This is a genomic window from Pseudoalteromonas sp. SR43-2, from assembly GCF_014163885.1.
Lineage (GTDB): Bacteria > Pseudomonadota > Gammaproteobacteria > Enterobacterales > Alteromonadaceae > Pseudoalteromonas > Pseudoalteromonas distincta.
In genome coordinates this window covers 49,153-69,539 of record NZ_JACJED010000013.1, presented here as the reverse complement: position 1 = coordinate 69,539, position 20,387 = coordinate 49,153, and the positions used below count along the sequence as shown (strand labels likewise).

Annotated in this window: 11 protein-coding genes; 7 read left to right on the top strand and 4 right to left on the bottom strand. The window is 37.1% G+C overall.

The window, feature by feature from the left end; all coding sequences use genetic code 11:
• Positions 1-131 precede the first annotated feature (131 nt).
• A complete protein-coding gene (locus H5120_RS12240) occupies positions 132-3,179 on the bottom strand; it encodes an FAD-binding and (Fe-S)-binding domain-containing protein (RefSeq protein WP_182674628.1) in 3,048 nt (1,015 codons plus the stop codon).
• Positions 3,180-3,324: 145 nt separating this feature from the next.
• Between H5120_RS12240 and H5120_RS12235 the strand changes: the two genes are divergently transcribed.
• Complete coding sequence (locus H5120_RS12235) at positions 3,325-3,534, top strand: PGPGW domain-containing protein (protein ID WP_182674626.1); 210 nt, start codon at positions 3,325-3,327, stop codon at positions 3,532-3,534.
• Positions 3,535-3,605: 71 nt separating this feature from the next.
• Here H5120_RS12235 and ppsA read toward each other — a convergent pair whose 3' ends face one another.
• The gene (ppsA, locus tag H5120_RS12230) at positions 3,606-5,981 is read right to left on the bottom strand and encodes a phosphoenolpyruvate synthase (RefSeq protein WP_182674624.1); all 2,376 of its coding nucleotides are present in this window, start codon (positions 5,979-5,981) and stop codon (positions 3,606-3,608) included.
• A 157-nt stretch (positions 5,982-6,138) separates the two neighbouring features.
• Here ppsA and H5120_RS12225 point away from each other — a divergent pair, with 157 nt between their 5' ends.
• Positions 6,139-6,948, top strand: a complete 810-nt coding sequence (locus H5120_RS12225; protein WP_007583184.1) for a pyruvate, water dikinase regulatory protein — start codon at positions 6,139-6,141, stop codon at positions 6,946-6,948.
• Between the two features lie 63 nt (positions 6,949-7,011).
• Here H5120_RS12225 and H5120_RS12220 read toward each other — a convergent pair whose 3' ends face one another.
• Positions 7,012-8,361 (bottom strand): class II 3-deoxy-7-phosphoheptulonate synthase, encoded by a 1,350-nt coding sequence (locus tag H5120_RS12220; RefSeq protein ID WP_024596521.1) that lies wholly within the window; start codon positions 8,359-8,361, stop codon positions 7,012-7,014.
• Between the two features lie 943 nt (positions 8,362-9,304).
• Here H5120_RS12220 and H5120_RS12215 point away from each other — a divergent pair.
• On the top strand, positions 9,305-10,180 hold the full coding sequence (locus H5120_RS12215; RefSeq protein ID WP_182674622.1) for a DNA replication terminus site-binding protein: 876 nt from the start codon (positions 9,305-9,307) through the stop codon (positions 10,178-10,180).
• A gap of 69 nt (positions 10,181-10,249) precedes the next feature.
• Here the strand turns inward: H5120_RS12215 and H5120_RS12210 are convergent, their stop codons facing one another.
• Positions 10,250-11,464, bottom strand: coding sequence for a hypothetical protein (locus H5120_RS12210; RefSeq protein WP_024596523.1), 1,215 nt, complete (start codon positions 11,462-11,464; stop codon positions 10,250-10,252).
• A gap of 773 nt (positions 11,465-12,237) precedes the next feature.
• Between H5120_RS12210 and H5120_RS12205 the strand changes: the two genes are divergently transcribed.
• From H5120_RS12205 to rmuC, 4 genes are all read left to right on the top strand, one after another.
• Positions 12,238-13,476, top strand: a complete 1,239-nt coding sequence (locus H5120_RS12205; RefSeq protein WP_182674620.1) for an AAA family ATPase — start codon at positions 12,238-12,240, stop codon at positions 13,474-13,476.
• A 15-nt stretch (positions 13,477-13,491) separates the two neighbouring features.
• Positions 13,492-14,454 carry a transcriptional regulator gene (locus tag H5120_RS12200; RefSeq protein WP_182674618.1) on the top strand — a complete coding sequence of 321 codons (963 nt, stop codon included), beginning with the start codon at positions 13,492-13,494 and terminating at the stop codon, positions 14,452-14,454.
• Positions 14,455-14,860: 406 nt separating this feature from the next.
• The gene (locus H5120_RS12195) at positions 14,861-18,007 is read left to right on the top strand and encodes a DEAD/DEAH box helicase (RefSeq protein WP_182672988.1); all 3,147 of its coding nucleotides are present in this window, start codon (positions 14,861-14,863) and stop codon (positions 18,005-18,007) included.
• 877 nt (positions 18,008-18,884) lie between these two features.
• The gene (gene rmuC, locus H5120_RS12190) at positions 18,885-20,351 is read left to right on the top strand and encodes a DNA recombination protein RmuC (RefSeq protein ID WP_182672989.1); all 1,467 of its coding nucleotides are present in this window, start codon (positions 18,885-18,887) and stop codon (positions 20,349-20,351) included.
• Positions 20,352-20,387: the final 36 nt, after the last annotated feature.

Sequence of the window (20,387 nt, the reverse complement as noted above, 5' to 3'; positions counted from 1 at the left end):
AATTAGTGAATTTTTTGCCGAGGTATCAAGGCGTTTTTCCAGCCTCAAAAACGATCATTTAATTAAGCGAATGGGTATTAATAAAAAAAGGCGTAACTTATTTTTAAGTTACGCCTTTTTTTTAACTTTTATTAGCTAAGAACCTGTGCGAGTAATTCAATTGGGTGTTTTGGTTTAAACTTCTCAAAACGTTTAACTTGGCTGCGACAAGAAAAGCCCGTAGATAAAAGTTGTTCTGGTTTATTTTTATCTACAATTGGTTTCCAACTCATTTCGTAAAGTGCACGTGAGTTATCCTGATTTTGTGCTTCGTGGCCATAAGTCCCCGCCATTCCACAGCAACCTGTATTTGTTGTTTTTAATGTTAAACCAATATCACTGAAAATTGCTTGCCAAACATTTGCCGCTTTTGGCAGTGCAGTTGTTTCAGTACAGTGACTCAATAATGTAAATTCGGTATCTGTATTTTGCTTTGCGCTTAGTGATTTAAACGATTGTGTTTCGAGCCACTCATGAGCAAGTTGCACATTAAATACACCGCGGTTATTTTCTAAAATTGTATTATATTCATCGCGGTAACACATAACGAGTGAAGCATCTAAACCAACTAACGGTGCATTAATATCATTTAATTTATTTAAAAACTCAGCTGCATTTTTAGCTGTAATTTTAAATTCATGCAAAAAACCTTTTACGTGTTGCGGTTTACCATTTGGTTTAAAAGGTAATAGCATTGGTTTTTTGCCAAGTTGGATTATTAAAGTAATAAAACTTTCTACTAATTCCGCTTCGTAAAAGCTCGTAAATGGGTCTTGTACTATTAATACATATTCACTTTGTTGCTCTGCATTTAATTTATTTAATAAATCAAAATCAAATTTTTGTGTTTTAGTAATACGCTTTGAAAGTGCAGGAATACTTAACTGTGGTGTATCAACATAACCAACTGTTTTTTTAATAACATTGCTTACTAATGATGTTTTAACAATTGGGTTTATAACTTTTGCAAACTTTGCCATTAATGGCGCGCTGTTTTCTATGTTACCAACAAGGTAATCTTTTAGCGGACGCGCATAATAACTATGATAATAATTTAGAAAGCGCGAACGAAAAGTAGGAACATCTACTTTAATTGGGCAGGCAGTTGTACATGCTTTACATGCTAAACATTCATCCATTGACGCTTTTATTTCGTGAGAAAAGTCGTAAATACCTTTTCGTTTTTCGCGGCTGTGAACGAAACGTTCCCACCAGGTAATGACTTCACCTTTGTTAAGTTGCTTTTCTACTTCGAGTAAATCTACATTTTTTGACTCTTGTAAACGAAGCCATTCGCGCATTAAACTTGCGCGTCCTTTTGGTGAATTACGACGATCGCCAGTTACTTTATACGATGGACACATAGGTGAATTTTCATCGTAATTAAAGCATATGCCATTACCATTACAGGTCATTGCATTGTTAAAACTGGTTTTAACTTCTATTGATATTTGCTTATCGAAGTGCGACCTCTTTTGTCCATCAACACTAACTAGTGAGTCTTCACTATCGATAGGGGTGCATATTTTGCCGGGGTTGATGCGGTTGTTAGGATCGAAAGCTGTTTTTATTTTACGAAGTTGCGTATATAAATGCTCACCAAAAAATTCAGGACTATATTCACTTCGGTAACCTTTACCGTGTTCGCCCCACATTAAACCACCGTACTTAGCGGTTAGTTTTACTACCTGATCTGAAATAGTTCTAAGTAGTTTTTCTTGTTCTGGGTCGCACATATCAAGTGCTGGGCGTACGTGTAAAACGCCTGCATCAACATGGCCAAACATACCATATTGTAAATTATGGCTGTCGAGTAATGCTCTAAATTCGACAATATAATCTGCTAAATTTTCAGGCGGTACAGCGGTGTCTTCTGCAAAGGCGAGTGGTTTTTGACTGCCTTTTACATTACCTAATAAACCCACTGATTTTTTACGCATTGCGTAAATTTTTAGTATATCGCTTTTATCACTGGTTAACTGATAACCAATAACGCCATTAGTTTGATTTGCTACGCATTCGTCTAGAAGTTTACAAAGCGTGTCTACTTTGTCTTTTATATCATCGTTTGATACTGCATTAAACTCGACCATGTTAAGGCCTTGCATATCTTTATTTGGTACGTCGGTTATTAAGTCCGATACTAAATTCCAAATGATGTCTTCTCGCGCTAAGTTTAAAACTTTGCTATCAACGGTTTCTACCGATGTTGCGCGTGCATCAACTAAAAACGGTGAATGACGAAGTGCTGAGTCAAAGCTATCGTACTTGATATTAATAAGCGTTTTAAATTCGGCAATAGGCGTTAGGTTCAATTTAGCTTCAGTTACTATACCTAATGAGCCTTCTGAACCTGTTATTAGTCGGCTCATGTCAAAAGTAAGTAAGTCATCACTTAGCACATGCTCTAGGTCGTAGCCGGTTAAAAACCTATTTAACCGTGGAAACTTAGCTAAAATAGCTGCGCGTTCATTAACTGAAATATCTAAAACTGTTTTATATAAACTACCAATTAAAGAGTCTTGCTCGGCTATAATTTTTGCTTTGTCGATATCTATTGGTGAGGTACACATAGGTGTACCATCGACTAAATAAGTTGTAAGCCCTAAAACATGATCGCTTGTTTTTCCGTAAACTAACGAACCTTGCCCAGAGGCGTCAGTACTTATCATGCCACCAATAGTTGCCCTGTTACTAGTAGATAAATCGGGTGAGAAGAAAAAACCATAAGGTTTTAAAAAGTCATTAAGTTGATCTTTTATTACGCCAGTTTGAACGCGTACCCAGCCTTCTTCTACATTTATTTCGAGGATTTCGCGCATATAGCGAGACAAATCTACAACAATACCTGGTGTTAACGATTGACCGTTAGTACCTGTTCCGCCACCACGAGGGCCAAAAGTTAATGATAAAAATGGGTCGCGAGATGCAGTTTGCAGTGCGAGTTGAATATCTTTTTCATTTTTTGGAAAAATAACACCTTGGGGTATTTCCTGATACACACTGTTATCGGTTGAAGCAGTAATACGCGTTGCATAACTTGCATCGGTATCTCCACTAAAACCTTGGCTTGCAATGGTATTTAGGTAATTTGCGACAAGTTCTGTCGCGGCATCTTGCTGTGTAATTGTTGCTATCATGACGGCGATATCTTAGGGCATTTGACTAATTATATCATGGTGATGGCGAATAGAAATTGAAGATTTTACAGTTTGTAACACTCTTTTAGTCGATTTTAATGCAGCTTAAATTATACTCAAGTTAACGAGTAATGAGGTGTTTTATATGAAAAAATTACTATTACAGATCAGTGGCGTGCTATTTATTTTGCTAGGATTATTTTTTGCGATCGTCCCTGGCCCATCGCTTATATTTTTTATGGCCGGTTTATTGTGTTTTTCGTTTTATTACCCTAAAGCGCGACATTACTTATCACTTTGTCAAAAGGCGCTAACTAAATCATGTGCTTATTTAGATAAAAAATTAGCCCATTAACATACTTTTAATAGGGTATAAAAAAAATGCCAGCAATACATTGCTGGCATTTTTTATAGCTTACCTATTTATTACTTTGCTAATTTTTTAGATAGGTATAACCATGTTTCTATTACTGTGTCTGGATTGAGTGAAACAGAGTCAATGCCCTGCTCTACTAACCATGCTGCAAAGTCTTCGTGATCTGAAGGACCTTGACCACAAATACCTACGTACTTGCCTTTTTCTTTAGCTGTTTTAATTGCCATAGAAAGTAGTTTTTTAATTGCTGGGTTACGCTCATCAAATAAATGTGCGATTAAACCTGAATCACGATCAAGACCAAGCGTTAACTGTGTTAAATCGTTAGAGCCGATAGAAAAACCATCAAACATTTCTAAAAATTCATCAGCAAGTAATGCATTTGAAGGCAGCTCACACATCATGATTACTTTAAGACCATTTTCACCACGTTTAAGGCCATGCTCTTCTAGTAATTCAATTACGCGTTTACCTTCTTCAAGGGTACGTACGAATGGGATCATGATTTCAATGTTTGCCATATCCATGTCGTTTCTTACGCGTTTTATAGCTTCACATTCTAGTGCAAAACAATCGCGGAAGTCTTCAGATATATAACGTGCGGCGCCACGAAAACCAATCATTGGGTTTTCTTCTTCTGGCTCGTATTGCTGGCCACCAACTAGGTTTGCGTATTCGTTTGATTTAAAATCAGACATACGCACAATTACACGCTCCGGTGCAAAAGCACAACCAAGCGTTGAAATACCTTCAACCAGTTTTGTTATGTAAAACTCTACTGGTGATTCGTAACCGGCAATCATGTCAGTAATTTCTGCTTTTAATGCATCTGTTTGCGCATCAAAATTTAATAACGCTTTAGGGTGAACGCCAATCATACGGTTGATAATAAATTCAACTCGCGCAAGGCCAACACCTGCATGCGGTAAGCGTGCAAAGTCAAAGGCGCGATCGGGGTTACCCACGTTCATCATGACTTTCATTGGTAGTTCTGGCATTTTATCAACGCGTGACGTTAGTATTTCAAAATCTAAAATACCTTCGTAAATAAAGCCAGTATCGCCTTCGGCGCACGATACTGTTACTTCTTGTCCCGCTTTAATTAAATCAGTTGCATTACCACAACCAACAACTGCCGGAATACCAAGTTCGCGTGCGATGATTGCCGCGTGACACGTACGGCCACCACGATTTGTAACAATCGCTGCTGCACGTTTCATGATTGGTTCCCAATCAGGGTCGGTCATATCGGTAACTAAAATGTCGCCTACTTGTACCTGGTCCATTTCTTTGATTGAATCAAGAACACGTACAACACCGCTACCAATTTTGTGACCAATTGCACGGCCTTCAACAAGTACATTACTTGTGCCATTTAATTGAAAACGTTCCATTACGTTTGAGTCTTCGTTTGAGCGGACAGTTTCTGGACGTGCTTGAACTATATATAGTTTGCCGTCGTTTCCGTCTTTTGCCCATTCGATGTCCATAGGACGACCGTAATGTTTTTCAATGATTACAGCTTGCTTGGCAAGATCTTGCACTTCTTCATCTGTAATCGAAAATTTATTAGAAAGCTCAGGGTCAACATCAACGATGTCTACTTGCTTACCATGTGCTTTATCTTCTGAGTAAATCATTTGTATGGCTTTAGAGCCAATATTACGACGTACTACTGAAGGTTTATTTTTAAGGAGTGTTGGTTTATGAACATAAAATTCATCAGGGTTAACCGCGCCCTGTACAACCATTTCACCTAAGCCGTAGCTTGATGTAATAAATACAACGTCTTCAAAACCAGACTCTGTATCAATACTAAACATTACGCCAGATGCTGACTTATCTGAACGTACCATGCGCTGTATACCTGCTGATAACGCTACACCACGGTGATCGTAACCTTGGTGAACACGATATGAGATTGCGCGGTCATTAAATAATGAAGCAAATACGTGTTTAATAGCGACCATGACTGAATCGATACCGACAACGTTAAGGAAAGTTTCTTGTTGGCCTGCGAATGATGCATCTGGCATATCTTCAGCGGTAGCTGATGAACGTACTGCAAATGAAACATCTGCTGCAGTATCGCCATGGAGTTGGCTATATGCGTCGCGAATGGCTTGATCTAGGTTTGGTTGGAATGGAGTGTCGATTATCCATTGGCGGATATCGGCACCGACTTTAGCGAGTGTATTTACATCATCAACATCCAGTGTATCTAGGATGTCATGAATTTTGGCGGTGAGTCCTGATTGATCTAGAAACTCATTAAAAGCATCTGCGGTAGTTGCAAAACCACCCGGTACTTGTACACCTGCGTTTGCGAGGTTTGAAATCATTTCGCCAAGTGACGCGTTTTTACCGCCAACTCGAGGAACATCTTGCATACCAAGCTCTTGATACCAGAGAACGTATTCTTGCACGGATCTTTCTCCAAAAAAAACAAATTGTAGGTCTAACTGTGAGAGTTAAGAAAGAAAACCTTTTATAAAGGTCGTCATCATTCTACACTGGCAACAGTCCTCACGTAAACCGTGGGAAACCCATTTTAGGGATTTAAACGCAATAAAAAGGTTAATTATGAGAACTGCTTTTTATATATCAGATGGAACAGCAATTACTTCAGAGGTGTTTGGGCATGCGACTTTGTCGTTGTTTCCTATCGATTTTAATCATAAAACAATTCCATTTGTAGAAACTGAAGAAAAAGCGCACGAAATTAAAGCTTTAATTAATGCAACCGCTGCAAAAACAGGTGAAAAGCCTTTCGTGTTTTTTACTTTTGTGAATCACAATTTAAGTGAAATTATAAAATCGGCTGATGCAGTTACGTATGACTTTTTAACTACGTATAGCGAAAAAATAGAAAAAGAACTCAATGTAGCCCCTGTTCCAAAAATGCATCGTACGCATTCTATCCACGAAAAAAGTTATGATTTTAGAATTGATGCGGTTAACTATGCGCTTATGAATGATGATGGCGGAAATATTAAAAACTTTTCCGAGGCAGACATCATTTTAATTGGCGTTAGCAGAAGTGGTAAAACCCCGACAAGCTTATACTTAGCACTGCAGTACGGCATTAAAGCGGCTAACTACCCTATTACAGAAGAAGATTTAGATAATGAAGGTTTGCCTAAATGTTTAGTCCCTTATAAACATAAGTTATTTGGGCTCACGATTGACCCTGAGAGGCTTGCGGCTATAAGGCATCGACGTATGGCTAACTCTAAGTATGCTTCAATTAAACAGTGTCGTATTGAGGTGCGCGAAGTAGAAATGTTGTATAAGCGTCACAAAATAGCTTACTTTAATTCTACGCATCATTCTGTTGAAGAAATTTCTGCAAAAATACTGATAGAGACAGACTTGGAGCGACGTAAGTACTAACTTAATCATCAAATTTGAAATAAAAAAAACCGCAACTAAGCGGTTTTTTTGTATCAAAAAATATTATTTACGTGCGTCTTTTAGTAAATCAGCGACTAAAAAGCCTAACTCTAATACTTGGTCGGCGTTAAGGCGTGGATCACACTGAGTTTTGTAACGCTGTGCTAAGTCATCGTCAGATAAACCGTAAGCACCGCCTGTACATTCTGTTACGTGCTGACCTGTCATTTCTAGGTGAACACCACCTGCGTATGAACCTTCAGCTTTGTGTACAGCGAAGAACTGACTGATCTCGCGCATGATATTATCGAAGTTACGCGTTTTGTAACCTGAAGTCGCTTTTTCAGTATTACCGTGCATTGGATCAGAACTCCAAATTACTTTACGGCCTTCTTGTTGAACTCTTCTTACTAGTGCTGGGAGTTTTTCTGGCAGTACGTCTGCACCCATACGCGTAATTAGCGTTAAACGACCAGGAATATTATCTGGGTTTAATGCGTCAATTAAACGAATTAGGTCGTCTGGGTCCATACCTGGGCCTACTTTAACACCAATTGGGTTTTTAATGCCTTTAAAGAATTCAATATGTGCATGGTCTAGTTGGCGTGTACGTTCACCTATCCAAACAAAGTGAGCAGAACAATCGTACCAATCACCCGATAAATGGTCGCGACGTGTTAGTGCTTCTTCGTAACCAAGTAGTAAAGCTTCGTGAGAAGTGTATAAATCGGTTTCTTTTAAGCTTGGCGCAATTGTAGAGTTAATTCCGCACACTTCCATAAACTCTAGTGCGTCTTGAATTTTATCTGCAAGTTGTTGGTATTTTTCTTTAAGTGGATTTGCAGCAACAAAGCCCATGTTCCAGCGGTTAACCTGATGAAGATCGGCTAGGCCACCTTGTGCAAATGCACGTAATAAGTTTAACGTAGCAGCACTATGATGGTATGCAGTCATTAAACGTTGTGGGTCTGGAATGCGCGCTTCTTCTGTAAACTCAATATTATTAATAATGTCGCCACGGTAAGATGGTAAAGACACGCCATTAATTGTTTCTAAGTCTGCTGAACGAGGTTTAGCGTATTGACCAGCCATACGCGCTATTTTAACTACAGGGCATTTACCGCCGTAAGTTAATACAACAGCCATTTGTAAAATTGTTTTGAATGTATCGCGAATATTAGCGGCATTAAAATCGCTAAACGACTCGGCACAGTCACCACCTTGAAGTAAAAATGCACGACCTTCGCACACGTCTTCAAGTTGTTTGAATAGGCTTCTTGTTTCTTCTGCAAAAACTAGAGGCGGAGCCGTTTTTAATTGGCCTTCAACTGATTTAAGTATTTCTTGATCTGGGTACTGTGGCTGCTGCAGTATTGGCAGCTCTCTCCAGCTATTTGGGTTCCACGATGACATAATTTTTCCTCATTCCTACATTACCTGATAAGAAGAAATTAACGTATGCAGACCCCTATGTTCAAGGACTAAATTCACTATTTTCCAATTATTTAGTTATGAGTTAAGTATAAAAGTAATTTCACTTAACTCAGGTGGTTATATAACAATCACTTTAGTTTTATTTCAAATAAACTAAAGTGATTTAAAACATACAATTAGAGTTAATTAGTTTCAATTTTAATACATTGAGAATAAATAAGGCACAAGGGTATATTATATGTATTTTACCTAAGAACACATCATACTAAAATCTCATTAAATGTAATCTTAACTTTACGAGCTAAATTAATTATTAACTAACAGGGACTATGTGCAGGTTTAAATATATGATAAGGCATTTTGTGTTGCTCATTTATATGTACTTTAAGCCTAGTAGAATAGCGCTGTTGATTATTCTGATGCCAGAATATACTTACAACTGACACAAGGTAATCTGCTGATTCACCACTCATCTTCCCACCCTGCCGCCAACGTTATTTAGCAAGTTGTAATAACTAAAAACTTAACTGCCAGTGATGCCTTAAATGGCTCTCATGCAAAAATCATGTATGACATTCTAAGCTTTTGGATGATAAACCCATAGTTAAAACACGTTATAATATTAATCACTAATTAGAGAAACAACCAAAACTAACACTATTATTTAGAACACAACCGCACCAAGTTCATATTACATACCTCATTTATTAGGCAATTAAGCTCTAAGCGGACTAACTCTTTAATCAATAAAACAGTACTAAATTACAGGAATAGGTAGAACCACTCACACAATAAGAACACATCATACTTACATTGCTTTATATATTATCTGAACACCGATCATAGTTTTATTAAATATTTACTCAAAGCAAAGTGCATGCAATAATATCGAATTGGTAAGATGTGTTCTTTGAGGTGTGCCGTGGTTACTAAAGTTCAAATTAGGAGTCAGTTTGATTTAATGAACGAATTAACTTTGAGGTTAATTGAGGAATTAAACGAATGTGAGTTTTCCAGAGCAGAGTACTATCAGTTACCTGATGTAAGTAATTTAGATGAAAATAAGGTTCCTGAGTCCATACCTGTCTCTAAAATAAGTGGAGCGCCGGCTCAAAAGGCAATTTTAAACTCCTTTTCTGACATTTATAAAAAATCGGGCTTAAGCAGTCGCGTGTTAAAAAGGCACCCTGGTTTACTTGTTATTAAAAATGCAGATAAACAAGCTTTAAATAATCGTATAGCACAAGTTAACAAAGCTAAAGCTAGTTTCAAAGAGTGTATATTGGCAATTGATAATAACGATGCCCGATTTGAGGCTGTTCATAATGCAATACCAAATTTAATAACACTTGCTGCTTATCGTAAGATTCACAGTGAGAGCGAATCACCATTTTCCGTTAGGTTTACTTGGATGCACAAGCACGCAACTAAAACGTTGACTAAAAAAATGGCCCTCGAAATGCTCGACAAATCGGCCAGTTATCGAAATCCAAGAATGATAGATCAGCAAAAATGGCAATCACTTGTAGCTCAAGAACAATTACGGGTTGCTAGTTTAGGTGAAAAGGAAAAATTAAGAATTCGTCGCCCTACTCGCGTAAGCCCTCAAGTTAATGTGAGATACACAGCACAAAACCGCTATCATGTGAGCGCCGCATTACCATTTATTCTGATTAATCCAGAACCAGACGTTAAACTAGGTATCTTACCTGATTATAAAAAACCCGAAGCTCATCCTCGAAAACGTGAGTATGATTTTTTAGTTGATAGGCTATATTTAGAACAAGTTGACCGATAGCTATTATGTTAAAAAGGCCACATATTGTGGCCTTTTTAGTAAATATGTACAGTATTTAAATAACGTTTATTATTTTTCTACTATCTCTTCTATTTTATCTTCATCAATTAACACTGCATTTTCAACAATACGTTTACCGCCTTGAATCTCAATGCGTTTGTTGTGTTTGTTCAATGTAAGTATTTCATCGCAAAACTGATCAGATGGGTGCATTTCGTATGTGTAATCAATAATGTTACCAGTTTTGTCATCTTTGACGTTTGTAATGCTGTATTCTGATATAGCACCTTTTTCAATCAAATCTTTCATTGTGGTGGTCATATCACGACGAAGCGCTTTTAATTTATTTTCCGTAATATCATCAGTTGAATAAATAGATCCGTATTTTTCCATAATAGAAAGTAATCTAAAATGATACGTTTTACCTGGCGCTGCATAACGCCAAAGATGATACAAACGAAGCATCATCCAACGCGACAATCCCCGCTTTAATTCTTGGGCGCTATTGAAGTAATATCCTTTGTATTCAAGGTTATCAATCATGTTATGAACAAATGCATTTAAACAGGCCACACACTTTACATTGCCACCTTGACCTTTTTTGCCACTGAAGTGAAGTGACGATAAAAAGTTCATATTTGACTCGTAAAACGAATCATCTATATCAGAGTTTTTAGTGTCGGTTGCTGAGTATTTAAACGAAAGTTTAGAACCTTGCAATGCTTCAAGAGACTCTTTAATTGCAGGGTATGGCATAGATTGCCCTACTGCTTTGAGCTCTTGCGCTAATTCGTTCATAGAAAAAACAACCGCGTATTGAATACCGGACTTAAAATTAATTTTAACTATTTTGCCTTTAGAAGCTAAACGAATAAGTGCTCGTTCTACTTTTTCCTCTCTGTCCGATGGCCAAACAAGATATTCAATATCTTCGCCATCTTTACGAGTACTGACAACAGCAGGGGTAATTTTTATCTCACCGTCGTATAAAATACCATCTACTTTCTCTGATATTTTACGCGTAATGATTGTTTTTTTAGGCGCTTCTTCAAGTGGCAATTTTTTATAGCCAGAGCGAACAAAACGGCCCCACAAATCATAATGATTAAACGTGTTTGAATATGCGCGTAAACCATGAGCTGCATTTTCAATAGAAATTCGCACGTCTTTGTTGTCTGTAAATAGTGCTAAACTTTCGTTATCGATTGCACTTTCCACCCCGTGGATTTGGCCCCTGAGTGTATCGGGCAAATTATCTACCGAGATGTTGACCTTTCGGCTCATTGTTCTTATTTCCATTTTTATTGCGACATCTAATAACAACACATTAATCAACAAAAGTTAAATGTTTAAGTTAGTATAAAAATGATCTGACTTTAAATAAAACGTTTAGATCACTATTATACTAAGTAATGTATATAACTTGCGATTTCAGATCATATTTTTACTAACTGGGTCATCACAAATCTGTTTTTTACTAACTCAGCTGTTATTTTGTCCATCACAATGGCTTTATTTTAAAATTTAGCACGACAAATTCATACGAAAATTAATATCCCTGTGGATAAAGGCTTATCGAGTTAGCATAGATCTGATCTGTACCAAGTACAGATCAGATCTATACTAATTAAACGAAGCTATTGACGCTAAGGTTAGTGCATAACTTTATAATTTACTTAGTAAAAAATTGATCTCAAGGGCTCTTTTTGTTCATAACCTTATGCGTAACCTGTGTATAACTTGATTTAAAAAATAAGGCTTAGTAAAAAGGTGATCTGCAGGTAGATAAAGATCTGATCTTAACCAAGTATAACGCTGATCTGCTTTTTTTTATATTGTTTATATTAATCATAATGTTATGTGTTAATTTAAGGCCCTTAACCTTTACTACCTTATATATTTAACCACCTTTAAACTTCTTTATTTATACTAAGCAATATTAAAAGTGTAAAAGTATTTTTAAATGTCTTCTTTTTAAAATGCATGTCGTCTTAAATAGTTGTTTACAGCAATTTGAATGGACATTATACTAACTGCCTAACTTTGAGGAAGAAAGTATGTCTATCAATAATAACGCGTTAAGTACCTACCGGCTTTTAAAAGCAACCGCCGAAGTAGCTGAAAAATCATTAGAAGGTCGTATTCAGCACTACCGTGCTCATCTTAAATCAGAAGAAAAAGAATTAAGAACTTATACGCAAAAAGCAGCTGCCGATTTATTAGGTTGTAATAATCGTACTTTAAAAAGACGTCATGACAACGGTGACTTTGATGATTTAAACATAAAACGCGGCGCCAATGGTCATTATGCTTACACATTAGTAAACATTTTTGCTATGGCTGATATTATGGATATTAAACCAGATCATCGTACTGATGATGACAAACTGCAAGTTATTGTAATTAATTCTCTCAAAGGTGGCTGTGGCAAAACAACCAGCATGGTTAATATTGCAGCAGCCCTGGCAACTACAAATATTAAGCGCTATCGCATTGGTATAATTGATTTAGATCCTCAAGGTTCTTCTTCAAGCTTTTTTCCTTCAAGCGAGCATGACCCAATTACTGTTGGTGATTTAATGCGTGATTGTATAGATTTAGATGAGGGCGAAACATGGCCTGAATTTGTTTCAAACTCATTTTTACCAACGCATATCCCAAATATTCGTGTACTGCCATCAGGTATGGACGATTTTTATTTTGAGCACGAAACTGCAACATTACTCAAAGACACCTCAAATTATGAGCAAACTCGTCATTACCATAAGTTACTTGAAAAAGTAATTAACCCTGTTAAAGACGAGTTTGATATTATATTAATAGATACAGCTCCAACTCTTAACTTTATGTTTTATAATGCATTAATGGCTTCTACTGCGATGCTTATCCCTGTTCATCCAGAAGCTGTAGACTTTGATGCTAATAATAAATATTTAAAACGACTAGGTGAGATTTACCATACCGTTGCGGCACTTGGCCATGAGGGGTGGGACTTTATGCAGTTTTTAGTTACCAACTATGTAAAAGGTAATCACTCACAGCGCGATATTGTTAAAGATGTTCGTAGTGCATTCGGTCGCCAAGTTATGAGTTACCCAATCAACCACAGCTCGGCGATTACTGCTAGCTCTTCGTCTTTTAATACTATTTTTGATCAAAAAGCGTCAGACAGCTTAGCAAGCCGTGAATCACTAATGCGCGCTCAAGAAAATATTAAAGATGTGGTCGATGAGCTAGAAATGCTTATTCGTTCAAATTGGCAGTCAACTCAATCAACACTCAATACCCCTAAGTAAGGATGTTAAATAAAAATGGCTAAAAAACGTAAAAATGACACCCGCTTAGATCCTTTTGCAACAGCTGTAGGAAGTAGTAGCCTTGACGCATTACTTGAACAAGCAAATGCTGGTGATGTAATTCGCATGCCAGCACCGAGCGATCCTGAGCGCCAAATTACACTTATTTGCAAAGTGATCGCACACGCTGACATTGAATCTACAACTGGTGTATACGGTAAAAACCGCCGTGTACAAGCACTTCTTAACGAAAAGTCAGTATCGGATATTTTACCTGCCATTGCAGAGGATGGCCGTAATCAGCACCCTGCACTGCTTTGGGATCAGGGTGATAAAAGCTTAGTCTTAGCGGGTTCTCGCCGTCGTATGGCCTGTATTTTAGGTAACGCTGATTATTTAGTACTTAGTTCAAGTGACTTTACTGAGCAAGACGCTAAAATTTTAGCTGTATCTTCAGATCAATATATCGCTCCAAGTTTATGGGAGCTGGGACAAGCTTACCAGCAAACTAAAAATGAGCTTATTGAACAAGGTAAAAAAGGATCTTACAGAGAGATTGCTGCAATTGAAGGTGTATCACACACCGCCATTGCAGATGCTGTTAAAGCGTATGAACAAATACCTGCTGAAGTTATTGCACTCTACCCTACTGCGAATCACGTGGGTCGCGAAGTGGCTAAAAAGCTCATGAGCGCAAAGGAGAGAGACCAAGACGCGTTTAATCAACTTGTTAGTTACCTAACTAGTGATGAAGAGCTAAACGCCATTACAAGTGACGACAAGCGTGCAATGGCAATCACCAAATGCCTAACTGCTGAGCCTCAAGTTGCTGTTAAACGTGAAGCTGTGCTTGAAAATAAGTTTGTATCGGTGCAACGCAATTTAAAAAGTGGTGATGTGTCTATCAAAATCGACAATAAAGTGATGACAGACAAACGCTTAGAACAATTAACTAAGCTATTAAGTGCTTTTAATTAGTTAGTTAAATAATGATCTGTCAGACGTGCCTACTTAGTTAAATACTGATCTGACAGATTGTTTTGTTAGTAAAAATCTGATCTTTACTAGCCTAATCCTACCTTAAATAATCATATTTCCTCTTCAAGATCACTTTTTTACTAACTAATCGCCCCCTTTTAGCTATTTGCTCTTGGTTTATTATTATTGTTAGTAAAATTGTGATCTATAACGTGTCGTTTAATCTTTATATTTGTGTGTAGTGCCTAATATTTTGCGAAATTTTATACTCATCTTTACCTATAAACCGATTTTTTACTAAGCTATCAGCTCCAACCAGTTTATATCTTGTTAATAGTGCTTTAGCTCAGAGCACATAAGGCATATACTGGCAGAATTATTTTTAAAATTTAATGCTTAGAGTGACATGTCTGCTAACTTATCAAAAAATGATTTAATGGCTATTTTTGAAGAAATTAAAAATGAGCAGGCTACCCAGTTTCCTCTTTCTGAACGCTTTATTAAAAAACTTTTTCGCGAAAATGTCTTAGATAAAGGCAAAGAGTACTACAAGAAAGGTCAAATCACCTGGCTAGAGCATACCCCTAATTTTTCTGTTGTAGACTCTACCGTGCAAGTGGATAACGGATCATCATTTAACCAACGTATTGAGATCAGTAAAGTACCAACTGGTTATTCTGTTGATACACACTGTACATGTAATGCAAAAACCAAATGCCGACATTTAGCTGCTATTTTGTTTAAGCTTAAAATAGAGCACTCTGGTGAATACGGTGAAGATTACTTCATTAATGATTGGTTTAGTGAATTAAGCGCTCTTAAAAGTGGTGATCAACATACACCGTCGCAAGTATTATTATTTGTATTAGATATTGAAAATAACAAAGTATTTTTAACACCTAAAATAGCTAATTTTGAGACTAAAAAGAATTACACGTTAGGCCGAAACCTCACTGAGCAACAGTTAAATAGTTTCGTAACGCCAAATGATTTACTCGAAAGTGATTTTAGATTATTTAGTTGGATACGTTCACAAAATGCAGTAGGAAGTATTGAGCTAAAAGGCCAATGGGGCTTTAGTGCCCTACAACAATTGATAGCTACTGAGCGCTTGTTTTTTCAGCGCTCTCGCGTGCCAATTAAAGCGCAATCTGGCCAAGCATTGAGTTTTAGTTGGGAGCAAGATAAAGATCTATCACAATTAGTTATTAAGCTCGAGCAAACCCAAAACTGGGCTTTATTAAAAACAACACCGCCTACTTACCTCGATTTAGATCATTTAAAAGCGGGTCGTCTTCGTACACCATTGAGTGCAGACGAAATAGCGCATTTACAAACTATGCCTGCTTTGCATGACGCTAATTTTGACAGAATATACAAACAACTTGCAGATAACTTTGGTGCAGGTGTTATACCGCACCCTACTAACTTGCAGCCAACGTTACCTAAGCTATCTAGTAATGCTGTTTTAAAAGTAATAATGGGCGAGCAAGGTTTATCACTTTCGCTGTTATTTAAGTATAAAAATAAAAACTATTTAGCTGGTGCTGCCCCAGCAAGTACTATAAATAGCGCATTTGAAAACACCGTAACTAACGAGCTAATCAATCTAGGGTTTGAATTTTGTAAAGGGGGTTTACAAAGTGAGCTTGTATTTACAAAGCAATCTCCTATCCATTTGCATTGGCTAATATACGAAGTATTTCCTGGCTTTAAGCAGCGTGGTTGGCAAGTCAGTGTAAGTAAAGTAACAAGCCCTAATCCACAATGTGAAGTGAGTTTACATGTACACCGTGCAGCAGGGCATCAAATGCACTGCAAAGTATTGTTGTGTGACGCAAAAGCAGCGCTGTTGTTTACTAATGCTGATTCGCTTTATCAGTCATTGAATCGCCAAAGTGAACTGTTTTATTACTACCCGCTTGGTCGTCAATTTGGGGTTATTAATAAGTCTGCCATTAACTTATTAAACGAATTTAAAGAACGCTTTGAATTTGTAAAAACACGTGACGAATTTAATATTCCGCTTTCGTATTTACCTGAACTAGTAAAGCACACAGCTATTAACGTAGAGCTTCACGACGATTCACTTGAGCTATATTTACAAGAGTTAAATAATACCGATAAGGCAATGCCTAAGGTTTCATTACATGGCTTAAATGACTCTGTAACACTTCGTGAGTACCAACAGCAAGGCGTTGATTGGCTTAGCTTTTTAAAACGTCATCAATTAGGTGGTATTTTAGCTGACGACATGGGGTTGGGTAAAACACTCCAAGTTATTGCATTTTTAGCGAGTACATTTAACCGCCCTCAAGCAGGCCCTACACTTATAGTGTGCCCAACTAGCTTGGTGAGTAATTGGAAAAACGAAATCACTAAGTTTGCTAAAAGTTTAAAAGTAACCACTATTTTTGGATCAAACCGTAACGATCCTTTACAACACTTAGCACAAGCGCAATGCATTCTTACTACATACCCGCTTTTAAAGCGTGATATTGCATATTATTCGCCATTATATTTTGAAAATATTATCCTCGATGAAGCACAATACATTAAAAACGATACCGCACAGGTCTCACGATTAGTTAAACGCTTAAATGCCGACTTTAAACTTTGTTTAAGTGGTACTCCAATCGAGAATAATTTACTTGAGCTTAAATCGTTACTCGATTTTGCTATGCCATCGTTACTTGGGTCTCAAGCCCACTTTAAGCAGCACTTTCAAACACCTATTGAGCGTGAAGCTGATATGCAGAGGGCTGAGCAGTTAAAAGCGTTAATTATGCCCTTTATAATGCGCCGCACTAAAGCACAAGTAGCGCAAGAGTTACCTGAAAAAACAGAGCTAACAAAAGAGTTTGAGTTTGAGCCTAAGCAAAAAGAAATGTACCAAGGCATTACACGTTCATTAGAAGAGAAGCTAATAGACTTATTTGCCGAACAAGGCGCACAAAAAAGTAAGCTTGCATTTTTAGAGGCGCTTTTAAAGTTAAGGCAAATTTGTTGCCACCCTAAATTAATAGATCCAGATACTCAAGCAGGCTCCGCTAAGCTTGAATGGTTAACAACACACTTACCGCTTATGCTAAGCCTAGGTCGTAAGATTATTATATTTAGTCAGTTTACATCGGCACTCGATTTAATAGCCCAACGCCTTGAAGAAATAAACATTAACTTTAGTATGCTTACAGGGCAAACGCGTCAACGAGATAAAGTAATCGACGAGTTTACCAGTGGTAAAACATCCGTGTTTTTAATTAGTTTAAAAGCCGGTGGAACAGGCCTTAACTTAACACAAGCAGATACTGTTATTCATTTTGATCCATGGTGGAATCCCGCAGTAGAAAAGCAAGCGACTGATAGAGCCTACCGTATTGGTCAAACTAATCCTGTATTTGTTTATAAGCTCATAATGAGTAACTCAATAGAGCAAAAAGTATTTAAAATGCAGCAAGACAAGCAAGCCCTTGTTGATGCATTATTTACCGATAAATCAATGAGCTTTACAAAGTTTGATGAGCAGCAAATGTTGTCATTAATTAAAAACTAAAAAAGATCTAAAAAGTTTTGATCTTTTTATGAACTTAATTAAAAAGCGGACGTCTATCATTATGCTTGTTGATTAATTGCAGTTAACACAAGCATCATGTTGATTTCCCATTTAGTTACTAATTTTAGTAATGATTGAGCCAGCCCATTTTGAGTTGGCTTTTTTTATGTCTAAAATTTAGCGTGCAGCACTTATTTTAAAAGTTTTTATTTTTTTATGAACTTAATTCAAAAAGACGCGTCTACTATTATGCTTGTTGATTAATTGCAGTTAATACAAGTTTTCATGTTGATTCCCTATTTAGTTACTAATTTTAGTAATGATTGAGCCAGCCCATTTTGAGTTGGCTTTTTTTATGTCTAAAATTTAGCGTTCAGCACTTATTTTAAAAGTTTTTTATTTTTTTGAACTTAATTAAAAAAGACGCGTCTACTATTATGCTTGTTGATTAATTGCAGTTAATACAAGTTTTCATGTTGATTCCCCCTATTTAGTTACTAATTTTAGTAATGATTGAGCCAGTTCATTTTGAACTGGCTTTTTTTATGCCCATAATTTGATTTGTTTAAATCAACCCAAATAAAAATAATTGATCTTCCGCAAATTAATTTGAATTAATTATTTTGTTATCCGGTCTACTCTAATGCCTGTTGTTATATAGCCTCACCTAATAATATTAGTTATTTTGGTGATTATGTATTTAGGTTGCAGCTTGCTCGGGCACATGTTGATTATCCCTTTGATTACTTAACTTAGTAATATTTGACCAGCTTATTTTAAGCTGGTTTTTTTATGTCTGTAATTTCTTAACTCCCCCTACTTCTGTTGTTGGTTATTGGTTATGATGGCATGTCTCTAAATTTTATAAGTTTATTTTATGCTCACTCAAGTACTCACTAATATTGATTGGTTAAGCGCTGGTGCTGGTGTTGCTTTAGGCGTCCTATTTTACGGCGCTGTATCAACACGGCTTCGCAAAAAGCTACATCTACAAATAAGCGAACAGCAGCAACAGCTTTCCCTGTTACAAAACCAATTTGATAATAAAGAGCTGCAATACAGCGCCTTGCTAGAAGATCATGAACTGCTAGAACATACTCACCAAGAGCAGCGCGATGAAGCCCAGCATTTTAAAACGCGTTTTAGCGAACAAGAAAAACAAAGCATTCAATACAATCACTTTTGGCGTAAAGCCGAAGGCGAGCTGGCAGCGCTTCGTGAGCAATATAATCAGCGCGATGTTGAATATAATAATATGCGCACTACCCTTGAGCAAAAACAGCAAAACTTTAGCGAGCAACTCGCGCAAATTGAGCAAAGTAAAAATACGCTCAAAAAAGAGTTTGAAAACCTAGCCAATAAAATTCTAGAAGAAAAATCACAAAGCTTTAAAACCTTAAATCAGGAAAGCATTGAGCAATTATTAAAACCAGTTCAAGGCGAGCTAAAAGGCTTTAGAGAAAAAATGGAATCAATGCACGTTGAAGACATAAAACAACGGACTGCACTTAAAACCGAGCTACTGCATTTGCAAGCTAAAAGCCAAGCTATAACAGATCAAGCCGACAAGCTCAGTAACGCCCTACAAGGGCAAAAGAAAACCCAAGGTAATTGGGGCGAGCTTATGCTCGAAAACGTATTAGATAGTGCTGGCTTACGTGCAGGCGTTGATTATAAGCGCGAAGTGTCGTTTAACACTGAAGATGGCCGCTTGCGCCCTGATGTAGTTGTGTACTTACCACAGGGTCGCCACTTAGTTATTGATGCTAAAACTTCATTAAATGCCTATACACGCTACGTGAATGCTGAAAATGATCTAGATGCTAATCAAGCAATTAAAGAGCATGTAAACGCCGTTACAGCGCGTATTAATGAACTTGCGAGTAAATCGTACGACCGCTTACCAGGTATTAACTCGCCAGAAGTGGTGGTTATGTTTGTACCAATAGAATCAGCTTTTGTAGAAGCACTCAAATATCAAAGCGATATTTACCAACAAGCAATCGAAAAAAATATACTGGTAGCTACACCCACCACCCTGCTTACTAGTTTAAATATTGTTAAACAGTTATGGCGTTTTGAAGAGCAAACCAAATACTCAAAAGAGCTGGCAAGTCGAGCGGAGCGTTTTTATAACAAGCTCAATGGTTTTTTATTGAGTATGGAAGGCGTAGGTAAGCAGCTTGATAAAGCGAAAGAAAGTTACGACAAAGCGTTCTCGCAGCTATACCGCGGTAAAGGTAATTTAATTAAACAAGCATCAGAGTTTAAAGAGCTAGGTGTATCGGTACAAAAAGAGTTACCTAGTGAGAGCGTAGAACGTGCTCAATTAGAATTAGATTAACCCTGATTTATTTTTATTTAGTTTATGTAAGTTAAA

Excerpts from the sequence above, each read along its gene's own strand:
- H5120_RS12240 (WP_182674628.1), bottom strand. The coding sequence starts at position 3,179 with ATGATAGCAACAATTACACAGCAAGATGCCGCGACAGAACTTGTCGCA.
- rmuC (WP_182672989.1), top strand. The coding sequence starts at position 18,885 with ATGCTCACTCAAGTACTCACTAATATTGATTGGTTAAGCGCTGGTGCT.
- H5120_RS12225 (WP_007583184.1), top strand. The coding sequence starts at position 6,139 with ATGAGAACTGCTTTTTATATATCAGATGGAACAGCAATTACTTCAGAG.
- H5120_RS12200 (WP_182674618.1), top strand. The coding sequence starts at position 13,492 with ATGGCTAAAAAACGTAAAAATGACACCCGCTTAGATCCTTTTGCAACA.
- H5120_RS12235 (WP_182674626.1), top strand. The coding sequence starts at position 3,325 with ATGAAAAAATTACTATTACAGATCAGTGGCGTGCTATTTATTTTGCTA.
- H5120_RS12205 (WP_182674620.1), top strand. The coding sequence starts at position 12,238 with ATGTCTATCAATAATAACGCGTTAAGTACCTACCGGCTTTTAAAAGCA.
- H5120_RS12195 (WP_182672988.1), top strand. The coding sequence starts at position 14,861 with ATGTCTGCTAACTTATCAAAAAATGATTTAATGGCTATTTTTGAAGAA.
- H5120_RS12220 (WP_024596521.1), bottom strand. The coding sequence starts at position 8,361 with ATGTCATCGTGGAACCCAAATAGCTGGAGAGAGCTGCCAATACTGCAG.
- H5120_RS12210 (WP_024596523.1), bottom strand. The coding sequence starts at position 11,464 with ATGAGCCGAAAGGTCAACATCTCGGTAGATAATTTGCCCGATACACTC.